At 61.4% G+C, this 19,384-nt stretch carries 19 protein-coding genes; 15 read left to right on the forward strand and 4 right to left on the reverse strand.

Going from position 1 to position 19,384, the window contains the following annotated elements:
* Positions 1 to 18 precede the first annotated feature (18 nt).
* From AC0TOY_RS19860 to AC0TOY_RS19880, 5 genes are all read left to right on the forward strand, one after another.
* Complete coding sequence (locus AC0TOY_RS19860) at positions 19 to 705, forward strand: hydrolase (protein ID WP_008501349.1); 687 nt, start codon at positions 19 to 21, stop codon at positions 703 to 705.
* A 61-nt stretch (positions 706 to 766) separates the two neighbouring features.
* Positions 767 to 988, forward strand: a complete 222-nt coding sequence (locus AC0TOY_RS19865; RefSeq protein WP_024909508.1) for a DUF1427 family protein — start codon at positions 767 to 769, stop codon at positions 986 to 988.
* Positions 985 to 1,248, forward strand: a complete 264-nt coding sequence (locus tag AC0TOY_RS19870; protein WP_024909507.1) for a XapX domain-containing protein — start codon at positions 985 to 987, stop codon at positions 1,246 to 1,248. The genes AC0TOY_RS19865 and AC0TOY_RS19870 overlap by 4 nt, the downstream gene beginning before the upstream one ends.
* A gap of 20 nt (positions 1,249 to 1,268) precedes the next feature.
* Positions 1,269 to 1,649, forward strand: a complete 381-nt coding sequence (locus tag AC0TOY_RS19875) for a response regulator transcription factor (protein WP_008501346.1) — start codon at positions 1,269 to 1,271, stop codon at positions 1,647 to 1,649.
* Between the two features lie 9 nt (positions 1,650 to 1,658).
* A complete protein-coding gene (locus AC0TOY_RS19880; protein ID WP_473722426.1) occupies positions 1,659 to 7,241 on the forward strand; it encodes a trifunctional serine/threonine-protein kinase/ATP-binding protein/sensor histidine kinase in 5,583 nt (1,860 codons plus the stop codon).
* A 3-nt stretch (positions 7,242 to 7,244) separates the two neighbouring features.
* Here AC0TOY_RS19880 and AC0TOY_RS19885 read toward each other — a convergent pair whose 3' ends face one another.
* On the reverse strand, positions 7,245 to 7,862 hold the full coding sequence (locus AC0TOY_RS19885; RefSeq protein ID WP_032649964.1) for a response regulator transcription factor: 618 nt from the start codon (positions 7,860 to 7,862) through the stop codon (positions 7,245 to 7,247).
* A 283-nt stretch (positions 7,863 to 8,145) separates the two neighbouring features.
* Between AC0TOY_RS19885 and AC0TOY_RS19890 the strand changes: the two genes are divergently transcribed.
* Positions 8,146 to 8,748: an ATP-dependent Clp protease proteolytic subunit gene (locus AC0TOY_RS19890; RefSeq protein ID WP_024909504.1), complete on the forward strand. Its 603-nt coding sequence runs from the start codon at positions 8,146 to 8,148 to the stop codon at positions 8,746 to 8,748.
* 135 nt (positions 8,749 to 8,883) lie between these two features.
* The gene (locus AC0TOY_RS19895) at positions 8,884 to 10,005 is read left to right on the forward strand and encodes a ribosomal protein uL16 3-hydroxylase (protein ID WP_023293370.1); all 1,122 of its coding nucleotides are present in this window, start codon (positions 8,884 to 8,886) and stop codon (positions 10,003 to 10,005) included.
* 61 nt (positions 10,006 to 10,066) lie between these two features.
* Here the strand turns inward: AC0TOY_RS19895 and AC0TOY_RS19900 are convergent, their stop codons facing one another.
* Positions 10,067 to 11,485, reverse strand: a complete 1,419-nt coding sequence (locus AC0TOY_RS19900) for an aminotransferase-like domain-containing protein (protein ID WP_024909502.1) — start codon at positions 11,483 to 11,485, stop codon at positions 10,067 to 10,069.
* A gap of 176 nt (positions 11,486 to 11,661) precedes the next feature.
* Between AC0TOY_RS19900 and AC0TOY_RS19905 the strand changes: the two genes are divergently transcribed.
* Positions 11,662 to 11,823 carry a DUF1127 domain-containing protein gene (locus tag AC0TOY_RS19905; protein ID WP_032645487.1) on the forward strand — a complete coding sequence of 54 codons (162 nt, stop codon included), beginning with the start codon at positions 11,662 to 11,664 and terminating at the stop codon, positions 11,821 to 11,823.
* Positions 11,824 to 11,863: 40 nt separating this feature from the next.
* Here AC0TOY_RS19905 and pdxR read toward each other — a convergent pair whose 3' ends face one another.
* Complete coding sequence (gene pdxR, locus AC0TOY_RS19910) at positions 11,864 to 13,252, reverse strand: MocR-like pyridoxine biosynthesis transcription factor PdxR (protein ID WP_473722428.1); 1,389 nt, start codon at positions 13,250 to 13,252, stop codon at positions 11,864 to 11,866.
* 101 nt (positions 13,253 to 13,353) lie between these two features.
* Between pdxR and AC0TOY_RS19915 the strand changes: the two genes are divergently transcribed.
* Entirely contained in the window at positions 13,354 to 13,833 is a 480-nt protein-coding gene (locus AC0TOY_RS19915; protein ID WP_023310248.1) for a carboxymuconolactone decarboxylase family protein, read from the forward strand.
* Here AC0TOY_RS19915 and AC0TOY_RS19920 read toward each other — a convergent pair.
* The gene (locus AC0TOY_RS19920) at positions 13,820 to 14,722 is read right to left on the reverse strand and encodes a LysR family transcriptional regulator (protein WP_157188563.1); all 903 of its coding nucleotides are present in this window, start codon (positions 14,720 to 14,722) and stop codon (positions 13,820 to 13,822) included. The genes AC0TOY_RS19915 and AC0TOY_RS19920 overlap by 14 nt on opposite strands.
* A gap of 100 nt (positions 14,723 to 14,822) precedes the next feature.
* Between AC0TOY_RS19920 and AC0TOY_RS19925 the strand changes: the two genes are divergently transcribed.
* The 6 genes from AC0TOY_RS19925 (at position 14,823) to AC0TOY_RS19950 (ending at position 19,380) form a co-directional block, all read left to right on the forward strand.
* A complete protein-coding gene (locus tag AC0TOY_RS19925) occupies positions 14,823 to 16,238 on the forward strand; it encodes an aldehyde dehydrogenase family protein (RefSeq protein WP_048992908.1) in 1,416 nt (471 codons plus the stop codon).
* Between the two features lie 75 nt (positions 16,239 to 16,313).
* A complete protein-coding gene (locus AC0TOY_RS19930; protein WP_023618387.1) occupies positions 16,314 to 16,637 on the forward strand; it encodes an antibiotic biosynthesis monooxygenase family protein in 324 nt (107 codons plus the stop codon).
* Positions 16,630 to 17,007, forward strand: coding sequence for a hypothetical protein (locus AC0TOY_RS19935; protein WP_063436513.1), 378 nt, complete (start codon positions 16,630 to 16,632; stop codon positions 17,005 to 17,007). The genes AC0TOY_RS19930 and AC0TOY_RS19935 overlap by 8 nt, the downstream gene beginning before the upstream one ends.
* On the forward strand, positions 17,000 to 17,695 hold the full coding sequence (locus tag AC0TOY_RS19940; RefSeq protein WP_473722430.1) for an ArsR/SmtB family transcription factor: 696 nt from the start codon (positions 17,000 to 17,002) through the stop codon (positions 17,693 to 17,695). Before AC0TOY_RS19935 ends, AC0TOY_RS19940 begins: the two co-directional genes overlap by 8 nt.
* Before the next feature lie 150 nt (positions 17,696 to 17,845).
* A complete protein-coding gene (locus AC0TOY_RS19945) occupies positions 17,846 to 18,316 on the forward strand; it encodes a MarR family winged helix-turn-helix transcriptional regulator (protein WP_473722431.1) in 471 nt (156 codons plus the stop codon).
* Complete coding sequence (locus AC0TOY_RS19950; RefSeq protein ID WP_090393039.1) at positions 18,313 to 19,380, forward strand: HlyD family secretion protein; 1,068 nt, start codon at positions 18,313 to 18,315, stop codon at positions 19,378 to 19,380. Before AC0TOY_RS19945 ends, AC0TOY_RS19950 begins: the two co-directional genes overlap by 4 nt.
* Positions 19,381 to 19,384 lie beyond the last annotated feature (4 nt).

Consider the following 19,384-nt stretch of genomic DNA (forward strand, 5'->3'; position numbering starts at 1 on the left):
TAACCACTGGAAAATGCTATGACCTCTTCAAAGCTCGAAGTGTTAACCCCTGCGAACTGTCAGATCATCTTTATCGATCACCAGCCACAGATGGCGTTTGGCGTGCAGTCGATTGACCGCCAGGTGCTGAAAAACAACACCGTGGCGCTGGCGAAAGCGGCTAAGGTGTTCAACATCCCGACCATCATCACCACCGTAGAGACCGAAAGCTTCTCCGGTAATACCTATCCGGAACTGCTGGACGTGTTCCCGGGTCAGGACATCCTGGAGCGTACCTCCATGAACTCCTGGGACGACCAGAAGGTGCGCGATGCGCTGAAGGCCAACGGCAAGAAGAAGGTCGTGGTGGCCGGTCTGTGGACCGAAGTGTGCAACAACAGCTTTGCCCTGTGCGCGATGCTGGAAGGCGACTACGAGATTTATATGGTGGCGGACGCGTCCGGCGGCACCTCCAAAGAAGCCCACGACTATGCGATGCAGCGCATGATCCAGGCGGGCGTGATCCCGGTGACCTGGCAGCAGGTGATGCTGGAGTGGCAGCGCGACTGGGCGCGTAAAGAGACCTACACCGCGGTGATGGACATCGTGCGCGAGCACTCCGGCGCGTACGGTATGGGCGTGGATTACGCCTACACCATGGTGCACAAAGCGCCGTCTCGCCAGAAGAGCGAGCACCGCACCTTAGCGCCGGTCCCGGCTCGCTAAGTCCCGTCGGCGGGCTGGTCCCTCATCCGGCTCGCCGCTGCCTCTTTCTCTGGAGTTCACGATGAGTACTGGGCTGATATCCCTTGCGGCAGGCGTGTTGATTGGCCTGATGTATGCCGTGCTGAAGGTGCGCTCCCCCGCGCCGCCCGCGCTGGCGCTGATTGGCCTGCTGGGGATGCTGGCGGGTGAACAGGCGACGCGCCATCTCTTATCCCGCGACGGCGCGCCTCCTCCTCAGGTGACCGTTCCGCAGGCGGCATCGCAGACGGGAGCGTCATCATGAAAGCATGGATAATTTCGCTGGTGTGCGGCGTGGTTGCTGGGGTAATTTACGCTCTGCTCGACGTCCATTCCCCGGCACCGCCGGTTGTCGCCCTGCTTGGCCTGTTCGGCATGCTGGTGGGCGAACAGCTTATCCCGGTGGGACGACGTTTACTGAGTCGCGAACCGCTCACCCTCGCCTGGTTTCGTCACGAATGCGTACCGAAAATCAGCGGCACGGCGCCCCCTGCGCCCGCGAAGGACCCTCGCGACGTTAAATGACTGGTTAGAGGAATAACAGCATGACGCTGCCGTGGCGCATTGCCATCATTGATGACGAACGTTCCGTCCGCAGCGGGTTGAGTAATCTCCTGGAGTCGGAAGGCTATTCAACCGACACGTTTGATTCGGCAGAGGTATTTCTGAGCCATCCGCTTGCCCTGTCCGGCGCGGCGCTGGTGATCACCGATATCAAGCTCCGGGGCATGAGCGGCCTTGAGCTGTTTGACAAGCTGCGGCTGCTGGCCGTACCGCCTCCGCCCGTGCTCTTTATCTCCGGTCATGCTGATGAAAATATGCAGCGGTACGCTCTCGGTCTGGGCGCCGCTGCTTTTTTGCGTAAGCCGATTAACATCGATATTCTGCTGGATCATATTCAGCGGGAGCTGGCCCGCCGACAATAAGGATCGCGGATGAACGAACACGAGCAGCCTGCATTCTGGCCCGCCCAGGGAAATCTTCACCAGGGGCGGGTTTTTGTCCTTAAAGAGGATGTGATTTTTACCGTGCTGGCGCAGGAGGGCGGAATCGCCTGGATGCACGCGCGACATCCTCATTCCGGCGGCTCGTTCATTATCGCCACCGCGGTCAGCGACGAAGAGGAAGAGCGGGCCACCCGGCTGCTGAAAAACGAGTTTGCGCTGCGTGACGCGCTGCAGGACAGCTGGGCCATTCGCGCCGTCGCGTCCACCCAGTACCGGGGACGCTTCGCGCTGGTGTACGCCCCGTTTTCCTTTGAGCTGCTGGCGCGGCGCGCGGGCAGGGCGATCTCGGGGATCGCGCGCTTTATCGAGCTGGCGATCCAGATCTGCGTTCCTCTGCGCCAGATGCATCTGCAAAACCTGATCCACGGCGATATCAAGCCCGGCAATATTTTTGTTCAGCACGATGCCACCTGCCGTCTGGGCAGCTTTGGCCTTTCATGCAGCCTCTCCGGCGCCTTCGCGCAGACCCGGCTTGCCGTTTCAGGCGGCACGCCAGCGTATATGTCCCCGGAGCACACCTCCCGTACCCAGCGCCCCGTCGATGGCCGCAGCGATCTCTACAGCCTCGGTGTGGTGCTGTATGAACTCCTGACCGGACGCCTGCCGTTTGAACGGGGGGAGGACGATCGGACCAACTGGGCGCACTACCATATTGCCTCGGCGCCGCTGGCCCCGGAAGCGATCCGCCCGGACGTGCCGGGAATGCTGTCGACCATCATCCTGAAGCTGCTGGAGAAGCACCCGGATAACCGCTACCAGACGGTTGACGGGCTGATTGCCGACCTCCGCCGCTGCCAGGCGACGTTGACCGGCGAGGGCGAGATCGTTGCCTTTACCCCCGGCCAGCAGGACCGCACCCCGGCGATTCTTCTGGCGGACTCGCTGTTCGCGACGCATCCGCAGGCGAATGACGTCATTGCCGCGTTTGAGCGGGTGGGGCAGAACCGCGTGCCGGAGCTGGTGACCATCGGCGGGCCGTCGGGGATCGGCAAATCCTCCATCATTGCGACGGCGTTAAAAACGCTCCAGCAGCGTACGGTGCTGCTGGCGGTGGGCAAAGTGGATCAGTTTTCACCGTCATTGCCCTACGGCGTATTAAGCTCTGCATTCCGCCCCCTGACCCTGCACCTGCTGGGCCTGCCAGCAGACGAGGTGGCGAAATGGAAAATCCGTCTTTCTCGCGCCCTGGAAGGACACGAGGCGCTGGCCGTCAGCCTCGTGCCCGAGCTGGGCCTGCTGCTTGAGCGCAAGCCGCGCTTCCCGGCGGATACGTTTTCCATTGATGCCCGGGCGCGCTTCAGCCATATGGTGCTGGCGCTGGTGAAAACCTTTGCCTCGCAGGGCTGCCCGCTGGTGCTGGTGCTCGACGATCTCCAGTGGAGCGACGCCGCCAGCCTACATACGCTCAACTATCTGCTGGTGAACTGCGGCGCGATCCCACTGCTGGTGGTTGTGGCTCACCGCGACATCGGTTCGTTGTCCGAACCCACGCTGCAACAGCAGCTGGCGAGCCTGCCGGAGGCGGCACAGCACGCGAGCGAAATTGTCCCGCAGGCGCTGTCGGTCAAAGCCGTCTCCCGCTGGCTGGGGACGGTATTTCGCACCCGCAGCACGGCGACGACCGACCTCGCCATGCTGATCCATGAAAAGACCGGGGGCAACCCGCTCTTTGTACACGAGTTTTTCCGCCGCATCGTCGATGACGGGCTGGTGGTGCACAACAAATATCAGGACAAGTGGCACTACGATCTGCAGGCGATCCGCGCCCGGCATTACACCGAAAACGTCGTCACCCTGGTGCTGGAGAAGCTGGAAGAGTTGCCCGACGAGACGCGTCGCCTGCTGGGCAGCCTTGCCTGCCTCGGCGGCACGGGCGAAATGGAGATGATCTGCCGCGTGGTCGGTATATCGATGGCGGAAATGCGCTACGCGCTGCATCCGGCGGTCATGGCGCAGCTGATCGTGCTGACGGAAAAAGCGTACTCCTTCACCCACGACCGGGTGCAGGAGGCCGCCTTTGCGCTGCTGGATCGGCATGAGAAAAGCCATCTTCATCTGACCACCGCTAGCCTGCTGGCCGACGCCGCGCGGCAGGCGGCGGGGAACGAGCTGCTCTTTCGCGCCGTACATCACGTCACGGCCGCGCTGGACAGCATCCAGCCAGCCCCGCAGCGCCAGATGTTCCGCGAGCTGAGCCTGCTGGCCGCGCGACGCGCCAAGCGTTCGGGGGATTACCTTTCGGCGCTGAGCTATATCCAGACTGCCCGAGCGCTGGGCAACGCCGGGACGGTGTCAGACTTTATGCTCGATATCGAAGAGGCGGGCTGCGAGTTTGCGCTGGGGCACCTGGAGCGCACCCGCGAGCTGTGTGACGCCATTCTCGGGTGCCCCGGCGGGCTAACCGAAAAGGCGCTGGCGGCCAATCTGCTGGTGGAAGTGTACATTCGCCAGTCGGATAGCCGTCTGGCGCTGGAGGCGGCGCTCTGCTGGCTGGGGGTATTTGGTATTCAGATCGGCCGCTATCCGGAAGATGCAGACTGCGACGAGGCCTGGGAACACTTCTGTAATCGCGCGGGCGACGCGCCGCAAACCCTGTTTGCCCCGCTCTCGCGGATGGATAACCCGGAAACCGAAGCGGTGATGAACCTGCTCTACAGCGCCAGCATTTGCGCCAGCTTCATCTGTCCGCGCCTGCACTTTTTGCTGCTTTGCCGCATGATGCACCTGACGCTCGACCACGGTATTACCGGCGCCTCCACCACGGCGATGGCCTGGTTTGGCGTGCTGATGGGCCACCGCTACGCCGAGTATCGCCTCGGCTTCCAGTACGGCACCCTGGCCCGCGAGCTGGTGAATCGCCACGGCTACGACGCGTTCGAAGCCAAAACCCTGCTGCCGCTCGACCAGCTCAGCGTCTGGACCCAGCCTTTATCGTTTACCATCGAGTGCGCGAAGGCCTGCTTTACCTCGGCGGTGACCCACGGGGATATGACAATGGCCTGCTTTGCGGCCTGCCACCAGGTGATTAACTTCCTCTCCCGGGGCGATCACCTGGACGGGGTGCTGACTAGCATCGATCGCGGCCTGGCGTTCGTGCGTAAAACCCACTTCCAGGACGTGGAGACCATCTTGATGGTCCAGCGCGGCTACGTAGAGTTCCTGCGCACGCCGGTTATCGGCACCTGGACCGCATCGCAGGTGCTGCCGGAGGCGCTGCTTCCCGCGTCGCCGGAGCAGGCGCCGGAGCAGACCTCCACCATGCTGTTCTGGTACTGGCTCTACCGCGGTATGGCGCACTTTACCTGCGGGGAGTATGCCGACGCGCAGGCGGATCTCGAGATGGCGGGGTGGTACGCGTGGTCTGCGCCGGGGCACATCCATCTGCTGGATTACCATCTTTACAGCGCTCTGGCGCTTTCCCGTCAGCTAACGCCGGAGACCTTCTCGGCGAACCACCGCCGCAGCATTCACGCCCATTACGACAAAATCGCCCTCTGGGCGCGCATTAATCCCGGCACGTTCGCGGATAAAGAGGCGCTGATCTACGCCGAAATCGTGCGTCTGGACGGGATGAACAGCATCGCGCTTGAGCAGTATGAGAAGGCGGTCCGGCTCTCCCGCGAGGGCGGATTTAATCCGATTAATGCCCTGGCCCACGAGCTGGCGGGCCGCTTTGCGCTGGCCTGCGGCTACCCAACCGCCTCGGACGCACACTTCCGCGGCGCAATTGCCGCCTGGGGCCGGGCGGGCGCGCAGGCCAAGGTGCGCCAGCTGGAGCAGGATTTCCCGCATCTGCTGGCCTCCGGGCAGGCGAGCGCCTATGACACGGTGGCGTTCGCCCAGAACGAGACCATCCGCGATCTGCAGAGCGTCATCAAAGCCTCCCGCGCGCTGTCGGAAGAGATCAATCTTGAGCGCTTAATCGAAAACCTGATGACGATCCTCCTCGAACGCGCCGGGGCGCAACGCGGCCTGCTGCTTCGCGTGAGCGATAACCTGATCCCGGAGATCGAGGCCAGCGCCTGGACCAGCACCGAAGGCGTGCGGGTGCGGATCCTGAAAGACGTGCCGACGGCGACCGACATGCCCCTGTCGGTGCTGGCGGCGGTGATCCGCACCGGGCAGGAGATCCGCACCGGTAAGCCTGAGGAGTTTCACCCCTTCAGTCAGGATCCCTATCTGGTGACCTCGGGGGCGGCGGTTATGTGCGTCCCGATGTTCAAACAGGCGCGGCTGGTGGGCGTGCTCTACCTGGAAAACCGCCTGATGCCGGAAGTCTTCACCGCCGAGCATTCTCGCGTGGTGAGCCTGCTGGGCGCGCAGGCCGCGGTGTCCCTGGAGACGGCGCGGCTGTACGCCGAGCTGCTGGGGGAGAACATCCAGCGCCGTCGGGTGGAAAAAGAGCTGCGCGCCAGCCAGACCTCGCTGATGCTGGGCGAGCAGATCAGCCACACCGGCAGCTGGCGCTGGGAGCTGGAGCAGGATCTGATGTTTGTCTCGGAGGAGTACGCCCGCATCCTCGGCCTGCCCGAGCAGCAAAAGATGATCTCCATGGCGGAGTTTTTGACCTTCGTCCATGAAGACGACTATGCCCGCATCAGCACCATCGTCACGCAGAGCGTGCGCGAAGGGCTCTCCATGCGCGCGGAGTTTCGGGTCAAGCGTACCGACGGTTCTACGCGCTATATCCTCGGGATTGGCGATCCGGTGGGCGTGGGCAGCGAGGTGAATGAGTATTACGGCATCATCACCGATATCACCAGCCAGCGCGCCGCGGAGGATGCCATGCGGGTGGCGCAGGCTGATCTGGCGAGGGTGTCCCGCGCCACCACCGTCGGGCAGCTGACCTCCTCTATCGCCCATGAGATCAACCAGCCGCTGATGTCGATCGTCTCTAACGCCGGAGCGAGCCTGCGCTGGCTCAGCCGGGAGCCGGCCCGGCTGGATAAAGTGCGGGAAGGGCTGGAAGAGATCGCCGCGGAAGGCGCACGGGCGGGGGAGATCATTCGCAGCATCCAGTCCCTGACGCGCAAGCAGGATCCCACCTTCTCGCGCATCGATCTGCACTATCTGATCCACCATATCATCGCGCTCTCCCGCAGCGAGCTGGAGCAGCGACACATTAGCGTTGATTACCTGTTGAAGGCGCAGGACAGCTTTATCACCGGCGATAGCGTGCAGATCCAGCAGGTGCTGCTTAACCTGGTGATGAACGCCGTTGAGGCGATGGCCGAGGTGAAGGATCGCGCCTGCACCATCACCCTCAGCACCAGCAACGCGGACGGGAAAGCGATCGTTGAGATCGCCGATACCGGGAGCGGCATTGAGCCCGAGCGGCTGGAGCAGATTTTTGACTCGTTCTACTCCACCAAGCCACAGGGGATGGGGATGGGGCTGACCATCAGCGCCAGCATCATTGAGCGCCACTGCGGGAAGCTGAGCGCGCGCCGCCGGGAGCCTTACGGCACGGTGTTTGCCTTTGCGCTGCCGCTGGCGGTACAGGAAGGGTAAACATTACTCCGCAGGCTGGCTTTTGGTCAGGCGCTCAACGGCCCTGACCAGCTCTGCCACGGAGCGCACCTGCATTTTCTCCATTACGCGGCGGCGATGCACTTTCACCGTGATCTCGCTGACGCCCAGCTCGGCGGCAATCTGCTTGTTCAGCATGCCGCTTATCGCCAGCGTGAGCACCTCGTGTTCGCGCGGCGTGAGGGAGAGATGGCGCTGCTTCAGGGCGTAGTGCTCTTTATTGCGCTCGGCGTTGTTTTCCGCCAGCTGCAGCGCGGACTCAATGGCGTCGATAAGCGCGGTGGATTCGACGGGTTTGGTAAGAAATTCGTAAGCGCCGCCTTTAATGGCGCGCACCGACATCGGGATGGTGCCGTGGCCGGTGAGAAAAATAATCGGGATCTCGCGCCCGCTGTCCTTGAGGGCATCTGCTACATCAAAACCGGAGATGGTGGGCATCTGCATATCGAGGACCACGCACGAAGGGAGCTCTTCAAAGCGGTGCTGAAGAAACGCTTCTGCCGATGAAAAGCCGATGGCGTTTAAGTCTGCGGATTCCAGCAGCCCGATCACGGACTGTCTGACTGCGTCATCGTCATCAACCACATACACAATGTGTTCCATTCACCGCCCCGGTGCTGTTTTACATGTCGAGGATGCAAACAGCCCCAGGACTGACGTAAGGGTCTGTTTATGCTGACTTTCATCTTAACACATTAAATATAATTATCATTTAACAATATGATAATCATATGAAGTATAGCGATCCGGGCGGGGGCGATGAAAGAACGAAACGCGTGCAACATGGGCAATGTGCATGAGCTCCCTCGTGATTTGCCGGTGAGGACTTTGATCGGTAAAACAGGCTACACTCTGGTTTTGAGCGCTAAATGCTGAGGACATAACAATGCACTACACACTGAAAGAAAGCGACAAGGAAAAGGCGGAAGGGTCAAACGGCGCGGGCGCTCTGCAGCAAAAACTGCTGGAGTCTCGTTCGATTGTGATTTCCGGTGAGATCAACCAGGAGCTGGCGCAGAAAGTGATCACCCAGATGATCCTGCTGCAAAGCGTCAGCAACGATCCGATCAAGCTGTACATCAACAGCCAGGGCGGTCACGTGGAAGCGGGCGACACCATCCACGACTTCATCAAATTCATCCGCCCGGAAGTGCACGTCATCGGCACCGGCTGGGTGGCGAGCGCCGGGATCACCATCTTCCTGGCCGCGAAAAAAGAGCACCGCTACTCGCTGCCAAATACCCGCTTTATGATCCACCAGCCGCTGGGCGGCGTGCGCGGTCAAGCGACGGATATTGAGATCGAAGCGCGCGAGATCATCCGCATGCTGGATCGCGTGAACAAGCTGATCGCCGACGCCACCGGCCAGCCGCTGGAAAAAGTGAAAAAAGACACCGACCGCAACTTCTGGATGTCCCCGGCGGAAGCGCTGGACTACGGCATCGTGGGTAAACTGATTACCCACTATGACGAGCTGAAGCTGGATTAAGTTTTCGCGGCGTGTTTGTGTCGGGTGGCGGCTTCGCCTTACCCGACCTACACGTGCGGGTTTGACCCATGACAAGTTCCCCCTCTGCCTTCTTGCCTATAATCGCGCCTGTTTCCCTTCTCACTGGTGCTACCCATGGCGTATCAACTGAACCTGAACTGGCCGGAATTTCTTGAGAAATACTGGCAAAAACAACCCGTCGTGCTGAAAAATGCCTTCCCGAACTTTGTCGACCCGATTACCCCGGACGAGCTGGCGGGGCTGGCGATGGAGCCGGAGGTCGATAGCCGTCTGGTGAGCCATTTCAACGGCAAATGGCAGGCCAGCAACGGCCCGTTCGAGCACTTTGACGATCTGGGCGAAACCGGCTGGTCGCTGCTGGCGCAGGCGGTGAACCACTGGCATATGCCCGCGGCGGAACTGGTGCGTCCGTTCCGCGTCCTGCCGGACTGGCGTCTGGATGACCTGATGATCTCCTTCTCCGTGCCGGGTGGTGGCGTGGGTCCGCATATCGATCAGTACGACGTGTTTATCATTCAGGGGATGGGCAGCCGCCGCTGGCGCGTGGGTGACAAGCTGCCGATGCGTCAGTTCTGCCCACATCCGGCGCTGCTGCATGTGGATCCGTTCGAGCCGATCATCGACGAAGACCTGGCCCCGGGCGATATCCTCTACATTCCGCCTGGATTCCCGCACGACGGTTTTACCCATGAAACGGCGCTCAACTACTCCGTCGGCTTCCGCGGGCCGAACGGTCGCGATCTGATCAGCAGCTTCGCCGATTACGCGCTGGAAAACGATCTGGGCGGTGAGCACTACAGCGATCCGGATCTGACCTGCCGCGAACACCCGGGCCGCGTGGAGCAGTACGAGCTCGATCGCATTCGTCAGATGATGATCGACATGATTAGCAAGCCGGATGATTTCACAAAATGGTTCGGCAGCTTTGTCTCCACGCCGCGCCACGAGCTGGATATCGCCGCCGCCGAGCCGCCGTACGCGCCGGAAGAGGTGCTGGACGCGCTGCAGGGCGGCGAAACGCTGTCTCGCCTGAGCGGCCTGCGCGTGCTGAACATCAACGGCAGCTTCTTCATCAACAGCGAACAGCTGGAGACGGTAGACGCGAAGGCGGCGGATGCGCTGTGCCGCTACACCGAGTTGGGCCAGGCCGAGCTGGGTGATGCGCTGAAAAACCCGGCGTTTGTCGAGGAGCTCACCGGGCTGATTAACCAGGGATACTGGTACTTCGACGAGTAGTGCGGCACGGTTTTCTCCCTCTCCCTGTGGGAGAGGGTCGGGGTGAGGGCATCAGGCCGCACTAGCCCTCCTCCATCGCAATCACAATCGCTTCGCCCAGCTTCTTCAGCGCCTCGCGATTTTTGTCCGTCGGCGGCAGCGCCACGTTGATCCGCAGGCAGTTGCGGTACTTCCCGGAGGCGGAAAACAGCGACCCGGCCGCGGCCTGGATCTTCAGCCGACATAGCTGCTTGCTGACGCATACCATGTCGACCTTCTCCGGCAGCTCAATCCACAGCAGGAAGCTCCCCTGCGGGCGCGTGACGCAAATCTCTGCCGGGAAATACTGCCGCACCCAGCAGGTGTAGGTTTCCATATTCTGCTGATAAATCTGGCGCATACGGCGCACGTGGCGATGGTAATGACCGTCGCGAATAAACGCCGCCACCGCCATCTGCGTGCCCGGCACGTTAAACCCGCCGGCGGCGTATTTCATGTGCATCACCCGGTCGTAGTAGCGTCCCGGCACAATCCAGCCGACGCGCAGGCCCGGCGCCACGGTTTTGGTAAACGAGCTGCAAAGGATCACGCGGCCGTCGATATCCATCGAATGAATGGTGCGCGGGCGCGGGTACTCCGCCGCCAGCTCGCCGTAAATGTCATCCTCGACAATCACGATATCGTGCCGCTGGGCGAGGGCCAGCACCTGCTTTTTCCGCGCCTCCGGCATGATAAATCCGAGCGGATTATTGCAGTTGGGCACCAGGATCACCGCCTTGATCGGCCACTGCTCCATTGCCAGCTCTAACGCTTCGATGCTGATCCCGGTCTCGGGATCGGTAGGAATTTCAATTGCCTTGATGTCAAACCCGCGAAGCATCTGCATGGTGCCGTGAAACGACGGAGATTCCACCGCCACGATATCCCCCGGTTTACACACCGAGAGCAGGGCGATAGACAGCGCGCCGTGGCAGCCGTTGGTAATGACAATGTCGCTTGCCGAGACGGTGGAGCCGCCGTCGAGCATCAGGCGGGCGATCTGCTCACGCAGCTCCAGGCGCCCGTCGAGCACGTCATAGCTCAGCATCTCGCCGGGATTATGCTGCGCAATGCGGCTCATCTCGCGCCACAGGGGCTTCAGGCTCGGCTGGTTAATGTCCGGCGAACCGCCGCCAAAGGAGATCATCTCTTTGTCGGCGCGGGCGTCCAGCAGCATCATCACCTCATCCCACTGGGTAACGTCCACAGGGCGCTGCACCGGGCGCGTCATTGCCGGGACGGGCGGCTGGGCTTTGCGCGGCGAGACAAAATAGCCGGAGCGCGGCTGGGGCGTGATCAGCTGGAGGTTTTCGAGGATCTGGTAGGCCTGCTGTATGGTGCTGATGCTCACGCCGTGCTCCTGGCTCAGCGTGCGCACCGACGGCAGACGTTCGCCGCTGCGATACAGCCCTTGCTCAATGCGTTCAGCCAGAAGATTGGCCAGATGTTGGTAGCGTGTCATGCTGTATCCTTTGTTTTCACCATACAGATTATAAAACCAGTACAGATTGCTGCGAAAATTGCCATGCAGATACTGTTTTAGCGGATCTGTATGTTAAAAAAAAGGTGTTTTTGCATCTGTATTGCACGGATGGATTTCCGGGATGATAACCCCACTGACACAGTGAGGAGAGCATCATGGAATTCTACGAGAATCGTTCAAAACGTCCGTTTATTGTGTTCGTCTGGATCGGGAAAACGATCTGCAACTGGTATCGCATCAACCGTACCCGCCGCATATTGAGCCAGATGAGCGACGAGCAGCTCAAGGACGTTGGGTTGTCCCGCAATGATATTTAAACCGTAGGCCGGGTAAGGCGAAGCCGCCACCCGGCGATGTTCAGCGCAACAGCTCAAACGTCTGCCGCTTCGGCCTTTCCAGCAGCGCCACCGCCTCTTCATACGACCGCACGTTGTTATAGCCCATCACCAGCCCGTAGCGCTTCCCGGAACCGCGATACCACTCCGAAAGCGCATTGACCTGCAGCTGCTGTTCCTGCCAGCAGCGCGCCACTTCCCGGTCACGGCTTCCTTTGGTCAGGAACGCCACGATATGCATCCCGCCGTCGTTTTGCTCGGTGAAAAACAGATCGCCATACACCTCGCGCAGGGCGGCAATCATCCAGTCGCGGCGGGTCTGATACAGCGCGCGCATCTTTTTCAGGTGACGGAAAAAGTGCCCTTCGTTGAGAAACGCGGTGAGGATCTTTTGCGTCAGCACCGGCTGGCCGCTGGTGGTGATGTCCGCGCAGTCGGTAAAGGCCCCGACGGTGTTGGCGGGCATGACCACGTAGCCCATGCGCAGCGACGGCATGATGGTTTTGCTGAAGGTGCCCATAAAAATCACCCGGTCGTGATGGTCGAGGCTTTTCAGCGACGGCAGCACCTTGCGGGTGTAGTGAAACTCCCCGTCGTAATCGTCTTCGATAATCCACGCCTCGTTCTGGCTGGCCCAGTCGAGCAGCTGCTGTTTACGCGGCAGGGAGAGCGTGACCGCCAGCGGGCTCTGGTGCGACGGGGTGACGATGGCAAAACGGGCGTCGCGATGGTGACGCAGCAGGTATTCCGTATCGATACCTGAACGGTCGACCGGCACCGTGTGCAGGCGCGGCACGATCCGCTTGAGCAGCTGCTGGCCCATAAAATAGCCAGGATCTTCAAACACCACCTTGTCGCTGCGGCTGGCAAGGGTGTCGAGGATCAGCCGCAGGCTACCGCTGTAGCCGCTGGTGATCAGCACCTGTTCGGCGCTGCAGGACAGCCCGCGCGAGATGTTGAGGTAGCTGGCAATGGCCTGGCGCAGCGGATACCAGCCCAGAACGGGCGGGTTGAGCATCTCCTCCTGACGCATGGCCCGCGTCGCCTGGCCCGCCAGCAGCAGCCACTTTTTATACGGGAAACTGTCGAGAGCGGGGATGCCGGGACGCAGAAACCCCGCCCGCTCGCGCTGGCTGATGAGCGAGGCCGGAAGCGTGCCGGTGGGCTGCTCCGCAGGGGCAGTCTTATCCGGCAACAGTAAGTCCGGGTTAACCCGCGTGCCGCGCGCGCCCTGGCTCACCAGATACCCTTCACCCGTCAGAATGGCGTACGCCGTTTCGACGGTTTTACGCGCCACCTTCAGCTCTTCCGCCAGCACGCGGATGGCTGGCACCCTGTCGCCCGGCTTCAGCACGCCGCGCGTGATGTTGTCGCGATAGCGGGAATAAATCTCGTGATAGCCCGGCTTCATGTCCTACCTCATTTCACGCTTTTTGTATCTTTTTACTATGTCATGAACGGCGTAGATTTGCCCCATCGCATGACACATGCCGTACAAAAAGAGGAAAGACAATGAGCACTCGCGTTAACCACCATAAAGTTACACCTGCCCTCGCCAACGCGCTGTCTGCCCTGAGCATGGAGGTAGCAAAAACCTCCATCGACCCGGCGCTGAAGCACCTGATCGACATTCGGGTGTCGCAGCTGAACGGCTGCACCTTCTGTCTGGATATGCACTCAAAAGAGGCGAAAATCGCCGGCGAGCGCGAGCTGCGCCTGTACCATCTGGCGGCCTGGCGCGAGTCCCCGCTGTTCAGCGCCCGCGAGAAAGCGGCGCTGGCGTTCACCGAAGCGCTGACCCAGATTGGCGTTCACGGTGTCAGCGATGCGCTCTACCGCAGCGTGGCGGAGCACTTCTCGGACGTGGAGATTTCAGAGCTGAACTTCGCCATCGTGGCGATCAACGCCTGGAACCGTCTGGGGATCACCTCCCGCATGGCGCCCGGCGCGCTGGACGCGGCTTACGGACTGAATAAGGCTAACCTGGAATAATCCCGCGCTCGCGGACCATCGCCACCAGCGCCCGCAGCCCTGGCGGGACGTGGCGATGCCCGGGGTAGTACAGGCGCAGCCCGGCAAACGGCTGCGCCCAGTCGTTTAGGACGCTCATCAGTTCTCCACGCTCAAGCTCTTCACGGATATACAGTTCCGGTAAAAATCCCACCCCTAATCCCGCTTTCACGGCGCGGATCGAGGCAAAAAGATCGGACGTCGCAAAGCGCGGCGGCACGGCAAGCGCGTACGTTTCCCCCCGACGCGCCAGCTCCCAGCGGTAGATCCCGCCGTGGGCCATCCGCATGCCGATCCCCTGATGTGAAAGCAGATCGTCCGGCGTCTGCGGAATGCCGTGACGTGCAAAATAGTCCGGCGTGGCGGTGACCAGCTGGCGGATCTCCCCGGTCAGCGGCATGGCAATCATGTCCTGCGGAACGGACTCCTCAAGGCGGATCCCCGCGTCATAGCCTTCGGCGACGATGTCGATCATTCGCGCTTCGCTGACGGTCTCTACGCGCATCTTCGGGTAGCGGATCATAAAGTCGATCAGCAGCTGGTCCAGAAACAGGGTGCCGATATGGTTTGGCACGTTCAGACGCAGCGTGCCGGCGGGTTCTCCGGTGTCGCTGTGGATCTCTTCCCCGGCGAGACGGATCTCCTGCAGGGCCGGGCCGATACGTGCCACGTAGCGCTGTCCGGCGTCGGTGAGCGCCACGCTGCGGGTGGTGCGGTTGAAAAGCCGCGTCTCAAGGCGGCTCTCCAGTCCGGCGATGGCATTGCTTACCGCCGTGGCGGACATCCCCAGCTCCTGCGCCGCGGCGCGAAAGCTGCCGCGCCGCACCACCGCCATCACCACTTCCAGCTCTGTCAGACCTGAACGATGCATAGATTATCCTGAAAATCGAAACAACCCTTGCAGCATAGCGTGGATTATCGCAACGGAGAAGCCGTGCCAGACTGTGCTCACACAGCCTGAGGAGGTTTATATGCACACCATCGAACAGATTTTTATTAACGGCGAGTTTGTTACCCCGCACGGCACCGAGTGGTTTGATTTGTACAACCCGGCGACGGCGCGGGTCATCGGCCAGGTTCTTCTGGCGGATGAGGTCGACGCAGAGCGCGCCATTGCGGCGGCGAAAGCGGCGTTTCCGGCGTGGTCGCAGACCACAAAGCAGGAACGCATCGCGGCGCTGAAGCGCATGCACGCCGCCGTGGCCGCTCGCCACGACGATCTGCTGGAGGCGGTCATTGAAGAGTACGGCGCGCCCGCCTCGCGCTCGGCGTGGATGGCCAGCTATCCGGCGGAGGTGATTGCTCAGGCTATCGAGGCGCTGGAGGCGTTTGAGTTTGTCACCCCCGCAGGTGCCGCAACGGTGCAGATGACGCCGCTCGGCGTGGCCGGGCTGATTACGCCGTGGAACAGCGATGCCGGGTTTATCTGCGGCAAACTGGCGGCCGCGCTCGCCGCGGGCTGCACGGCGGTGATCAAGCCGAGCGAAATGAGCGCCCTGCAAACGCAGATTGTCACTGAAGCGCTGCGCGATGCCGCGCTGCCGCCGGGCGTGTTTAACATCGTCACCGGGCGCGGTGAGACGGTAGGTGAAACCATTAGCCGCCATCCGGACGTGGCAAAAATCTCGTTTACCGGCTCCACGAATACCGGCAAGGCGATCCTGCGCAACGCGGCGGAAAGCTTTAAGCGCGTGACCCTGGAGTTGGGCGGTAAATCGCCGACGATCCTGCTGGATGATGTGGATCTGGCGCAGGCGATCCCGCTGGTGATTCAGGCCGGGTTTATGAACAGCGGGCAGGCGTGCGTGGCCGGGACGCGCATTCTGGTGCCTTACTCGCTCAAGGCGGAGATCGAAACCGGGCTGGCGCAGGCCGTGGCGGCGGTGAACTCCGGCGACCCGCGCAACAGTGCGACTGACGTCGGCCCGATGGTCAGCGAAAGGCAGTGGCAGCGGGTGCAGGGCTATATCCGTAAAGGCCTCGAAGAGGGGGCACGCCTGCTGGCGGGCGGTGAAGGGCGGCCGGAAGGCACGCAGGACGGCTGGTTTGTGCGCCCGACGCTGTTTGCCGACGTGAACAACCGGATGACCGTTGCCCGCGACGAGATCTTCGGCCCGGTGCTGTGCGTAATCCCTTATCAGGACGAGGCGGAGGCGATCGCCATTGCCAACGACACCGACTACGGCCTGAGCGCGATGGTGCTGGGCGGCGATGTGGACCGCGCGCGACGCGTGGCGCAGCAGATTGTTTCCGGTCGCGTGCTGGTGAACACCCTGGCCCATGAACCGAAGGCGCCGTTCGGGGGGTTTAAGCACTCCGGTTTGGGGCGCGAGATGGGCGAGTGGGGAATTCGGGCGTTTATGGAGCCGAGGTCGATTGTGGGATAAAACTTCGCTATTTACCGAAGCATCATGCTTTTCCATCCTGCATTCTCTCCTCAACATCACAACGGAGAGAAAACCATGATCGCAGTCCTTTTCGAAGCCAAAGCCGCGCCTGCCCATCAGGCGCGCTATCTTCAGCTTGCCGCAGAGCTTAAGCCTTTGCTGGCGGACATTGACGGTTTTATTGATATCGAACGGTTCCAGAGCCTGACCACCGACGGCAAAATCCTCTCCCTTTCCTGGTGGCGGGATGAAGAGGCCGTCCGCCGCTGGAAGCAGAACGTCTTTCATCAGGCGGCGCAGGCCGAAGGGCGGGAGTCGATTTTTGCGTACTACCGCATTCGGGTGGCGCAGGTCGTGCGGGAATATACCTCTGAAACCGGAGGGCATGCCGATGTATGACGTTCATGTCATTTTTCGCGATATCCCGGGTGAGCTGGCGCGCTTTGGACAGCTGCTGGGCCGCAACGGCGTGGGGCTGGAGGGCGGTGGCGTATTTGGTACACATGCCCATTTCCTGGTGGAAGACGGGGAAAAAGCGCGACGCGTGCTGCTCGACGCCGGGTTTACCGTGCAGGCGGTGCGAAAGCCGGTGATCAGAAAGCTTAAGCAGGAACGTCCTGGCGAGCTGGGCGAGATAGCGGCGGCGCTGGCGGCACGCGGTGTGTCTATCCTGACTCAGTACAGCGACCATGCGAATCACCTTATTCTGCTGACGGATAATGATAAGCTGGCCGCTGAGATCACCGAACCCTGGGCGGCCCATGCTTAAGACGAGTTTACCCCCTGACAACAGCGCGTTGCTGGAAAAGGCGATTGCCGCGGTGGCGGCGGCAATGGCCGATCCGTCGCGCGTGAAGATGCTCTGCGCACTAATGGACGGACGGGCGTGGACGGCTACCGAACTGAGCGCGGCGGCTGACGTTGCGCCGTCGACCGCCAGCGGGCATCTCGCCCGGCTGCTTGAAGGGCAACTGATTACCTGCCTGTCGCAAGGGCGGCATCGCTATTATCGCCTTGCCGGGCACGACGTGGCGGCGCTGGTGGAGCAGATGATGGGGCTTTCGTGGAGCCGCATTACCCCACCGGAAACCAGCGCGCCGAAAGCCATGCGCGAAGCGCGGACCTGCTATGACCATCTCGCAGGCGCGGTGGCGGTGCAGATTTATGATTTCATGCAGGCGGCAGGCTGGCTGGAGGCTGACGGTTCAGCGCTGACCCTGTACGGCCGGGAGCAGTTCCTGACGCTCGGCATTTCGTTAAGCGCGCATCCGCGCCGGAAGGCCTGCTGCGCCTGCCTGGACTGGAGCGAGCGGCGGTTTCACCTGGGCGGAGAAGCCGGCGCGTTGCTGCTCGACCATCTTGAAAGTAAAGGCTGGATCCAGCGGGTGGCGGGGTATCGGGAGGTGGTGGTGACGGCGTCGGGGAAAAGTGCCGTCAGGAAGCATTTTAGCCGCTAAACGCCGCTGCGGGCTGATGCCCTCACCCCGACCCTCTCCCACAGGGAGAGGGAGAACACCCTTTTCGCAATTCCTGCGCTTTCGCCTCTCGTTTCTTGATAGTTACCCTGATAACTATTATCTTGACCGCGTGTGACGAGAGGTTTCCCCATGAGTGAAGAAGAACTGTTCTGCCGCAGGCCAATGGGCATGCGGATGGCGATGATCGTGCGCCAGTGGCGTGCCGTCATCGACGAGGCCATTCTCGATACCGGGTTAACCCAGTCGAGCTGGACGGTGATGATGCAGCTGCATCAGCTCGGGGATAACGTCTCAATGAGTGAGCTGGCGGAGGTGCAGGGCATTGAACTGCCGCCGCTGATGCGCACCCTGACACAGCTGGAAAAGCAGGGATACCTGCTGCGCGCCGTATCGCCTTATGACAAGCGCATCCGGCTTCTGACGCTGACGCCTGAGGGAAAAGCCCTGTTACAAAGGCTCACTCAGGTGATTGAGACGTATCAGGCGCGCGTATCGCATAACATCGCGCCGGAACATCTCGACATTTTCAGCGCCACGTTGAATCAAATCGCCTGCAATTTGCGGACAATCCGCGAAGAAGATAACAAGACCGAAAAATAATGACCCCTGAACAAAAGTTTGCCCGCTGGGTAAGGGTGAGTATTGCCTCTTTCCTGCTGATGTTTGTCTACTTTATCGTCGCGGATATCTGGATCCCGCTGACGCCGGACTCCACCGTGATGCGCGTGGTGACGCCGGTGTCTCCGCGCGTCTCCGGCTATGTGGCGGCGGTACATGTCCACAACAATAGCCAGGTGAAGAGAGGCGATCTGCTGTTTGAGCTCGATGACACGCCGTTTCGCAATAAGGTGGAAGCGGCGCAAATCGCGCTCGAGCAGGCACGCCTGTCCAACGAACAGCTGGACGCGCAGATCGCCGCCGCGCAGGCCAGCCTGAAAACCGCCGTGCTGACCGCGCGTAACGACAAAGTGACTTTTGATCGCTACCAGAAGCTGAGCACGCTGCAGAACGTCTCGCAGGCGGATCTGGATAAAGTCCGCACGACCTGGCAGAGCAGCGAACAGTCCGTCAGCTCAATTCAGGCCAACATTCAGAACCTGCGTATCCAGCGCGGCGAGCGGGACGAGCACCGCAACGTGACGCTGCAAAAATACCGTAACGCGCTGGATGAAGCAGAGCTGAACCTCGGCTGGACGAAGGTCTACGCCCAGGCGGACGGCACGGTCAGTAACCTGCAGTTGAGCCCCGGCTTCTACGCTTCATCCGGTTCCGCCGCGCTGGCGCTGGTGAACAACCAGACCGACATCGTGGCCGATTTCCGCGAGAAGAGCCTGCGCCATACCCATCAGGGCACCGACGCCGCCGTGGTGTTCGACGCCTTCCCGGGGCACGTTTTCCGCGCCCACGTCACCAGCAGCGACGCGGGGATCCTTGCCGGTCAGGAGGCGGTAAACGGCCAGCTCTCCGAGCCGGAAACCTCCAACCGCTGGGTGCGCGACGCTCAGCGGATGCGCATTCACGTGACGCTGGACGAGGCGCTGCCGAAGCATCTGCCGACCGGCGCCCGCGCGACCGTGCAGCTCTACAACAGCGAGGGGCCGTTTGCGCGCTTCTTCTCCGGGATGCAGATCCACCTGGTGAGCCTGCTTCACTATGTTTATTAGTTCG

This window comes from Enterobacter sp. PL_is379 (assembly GCF_055817355.1).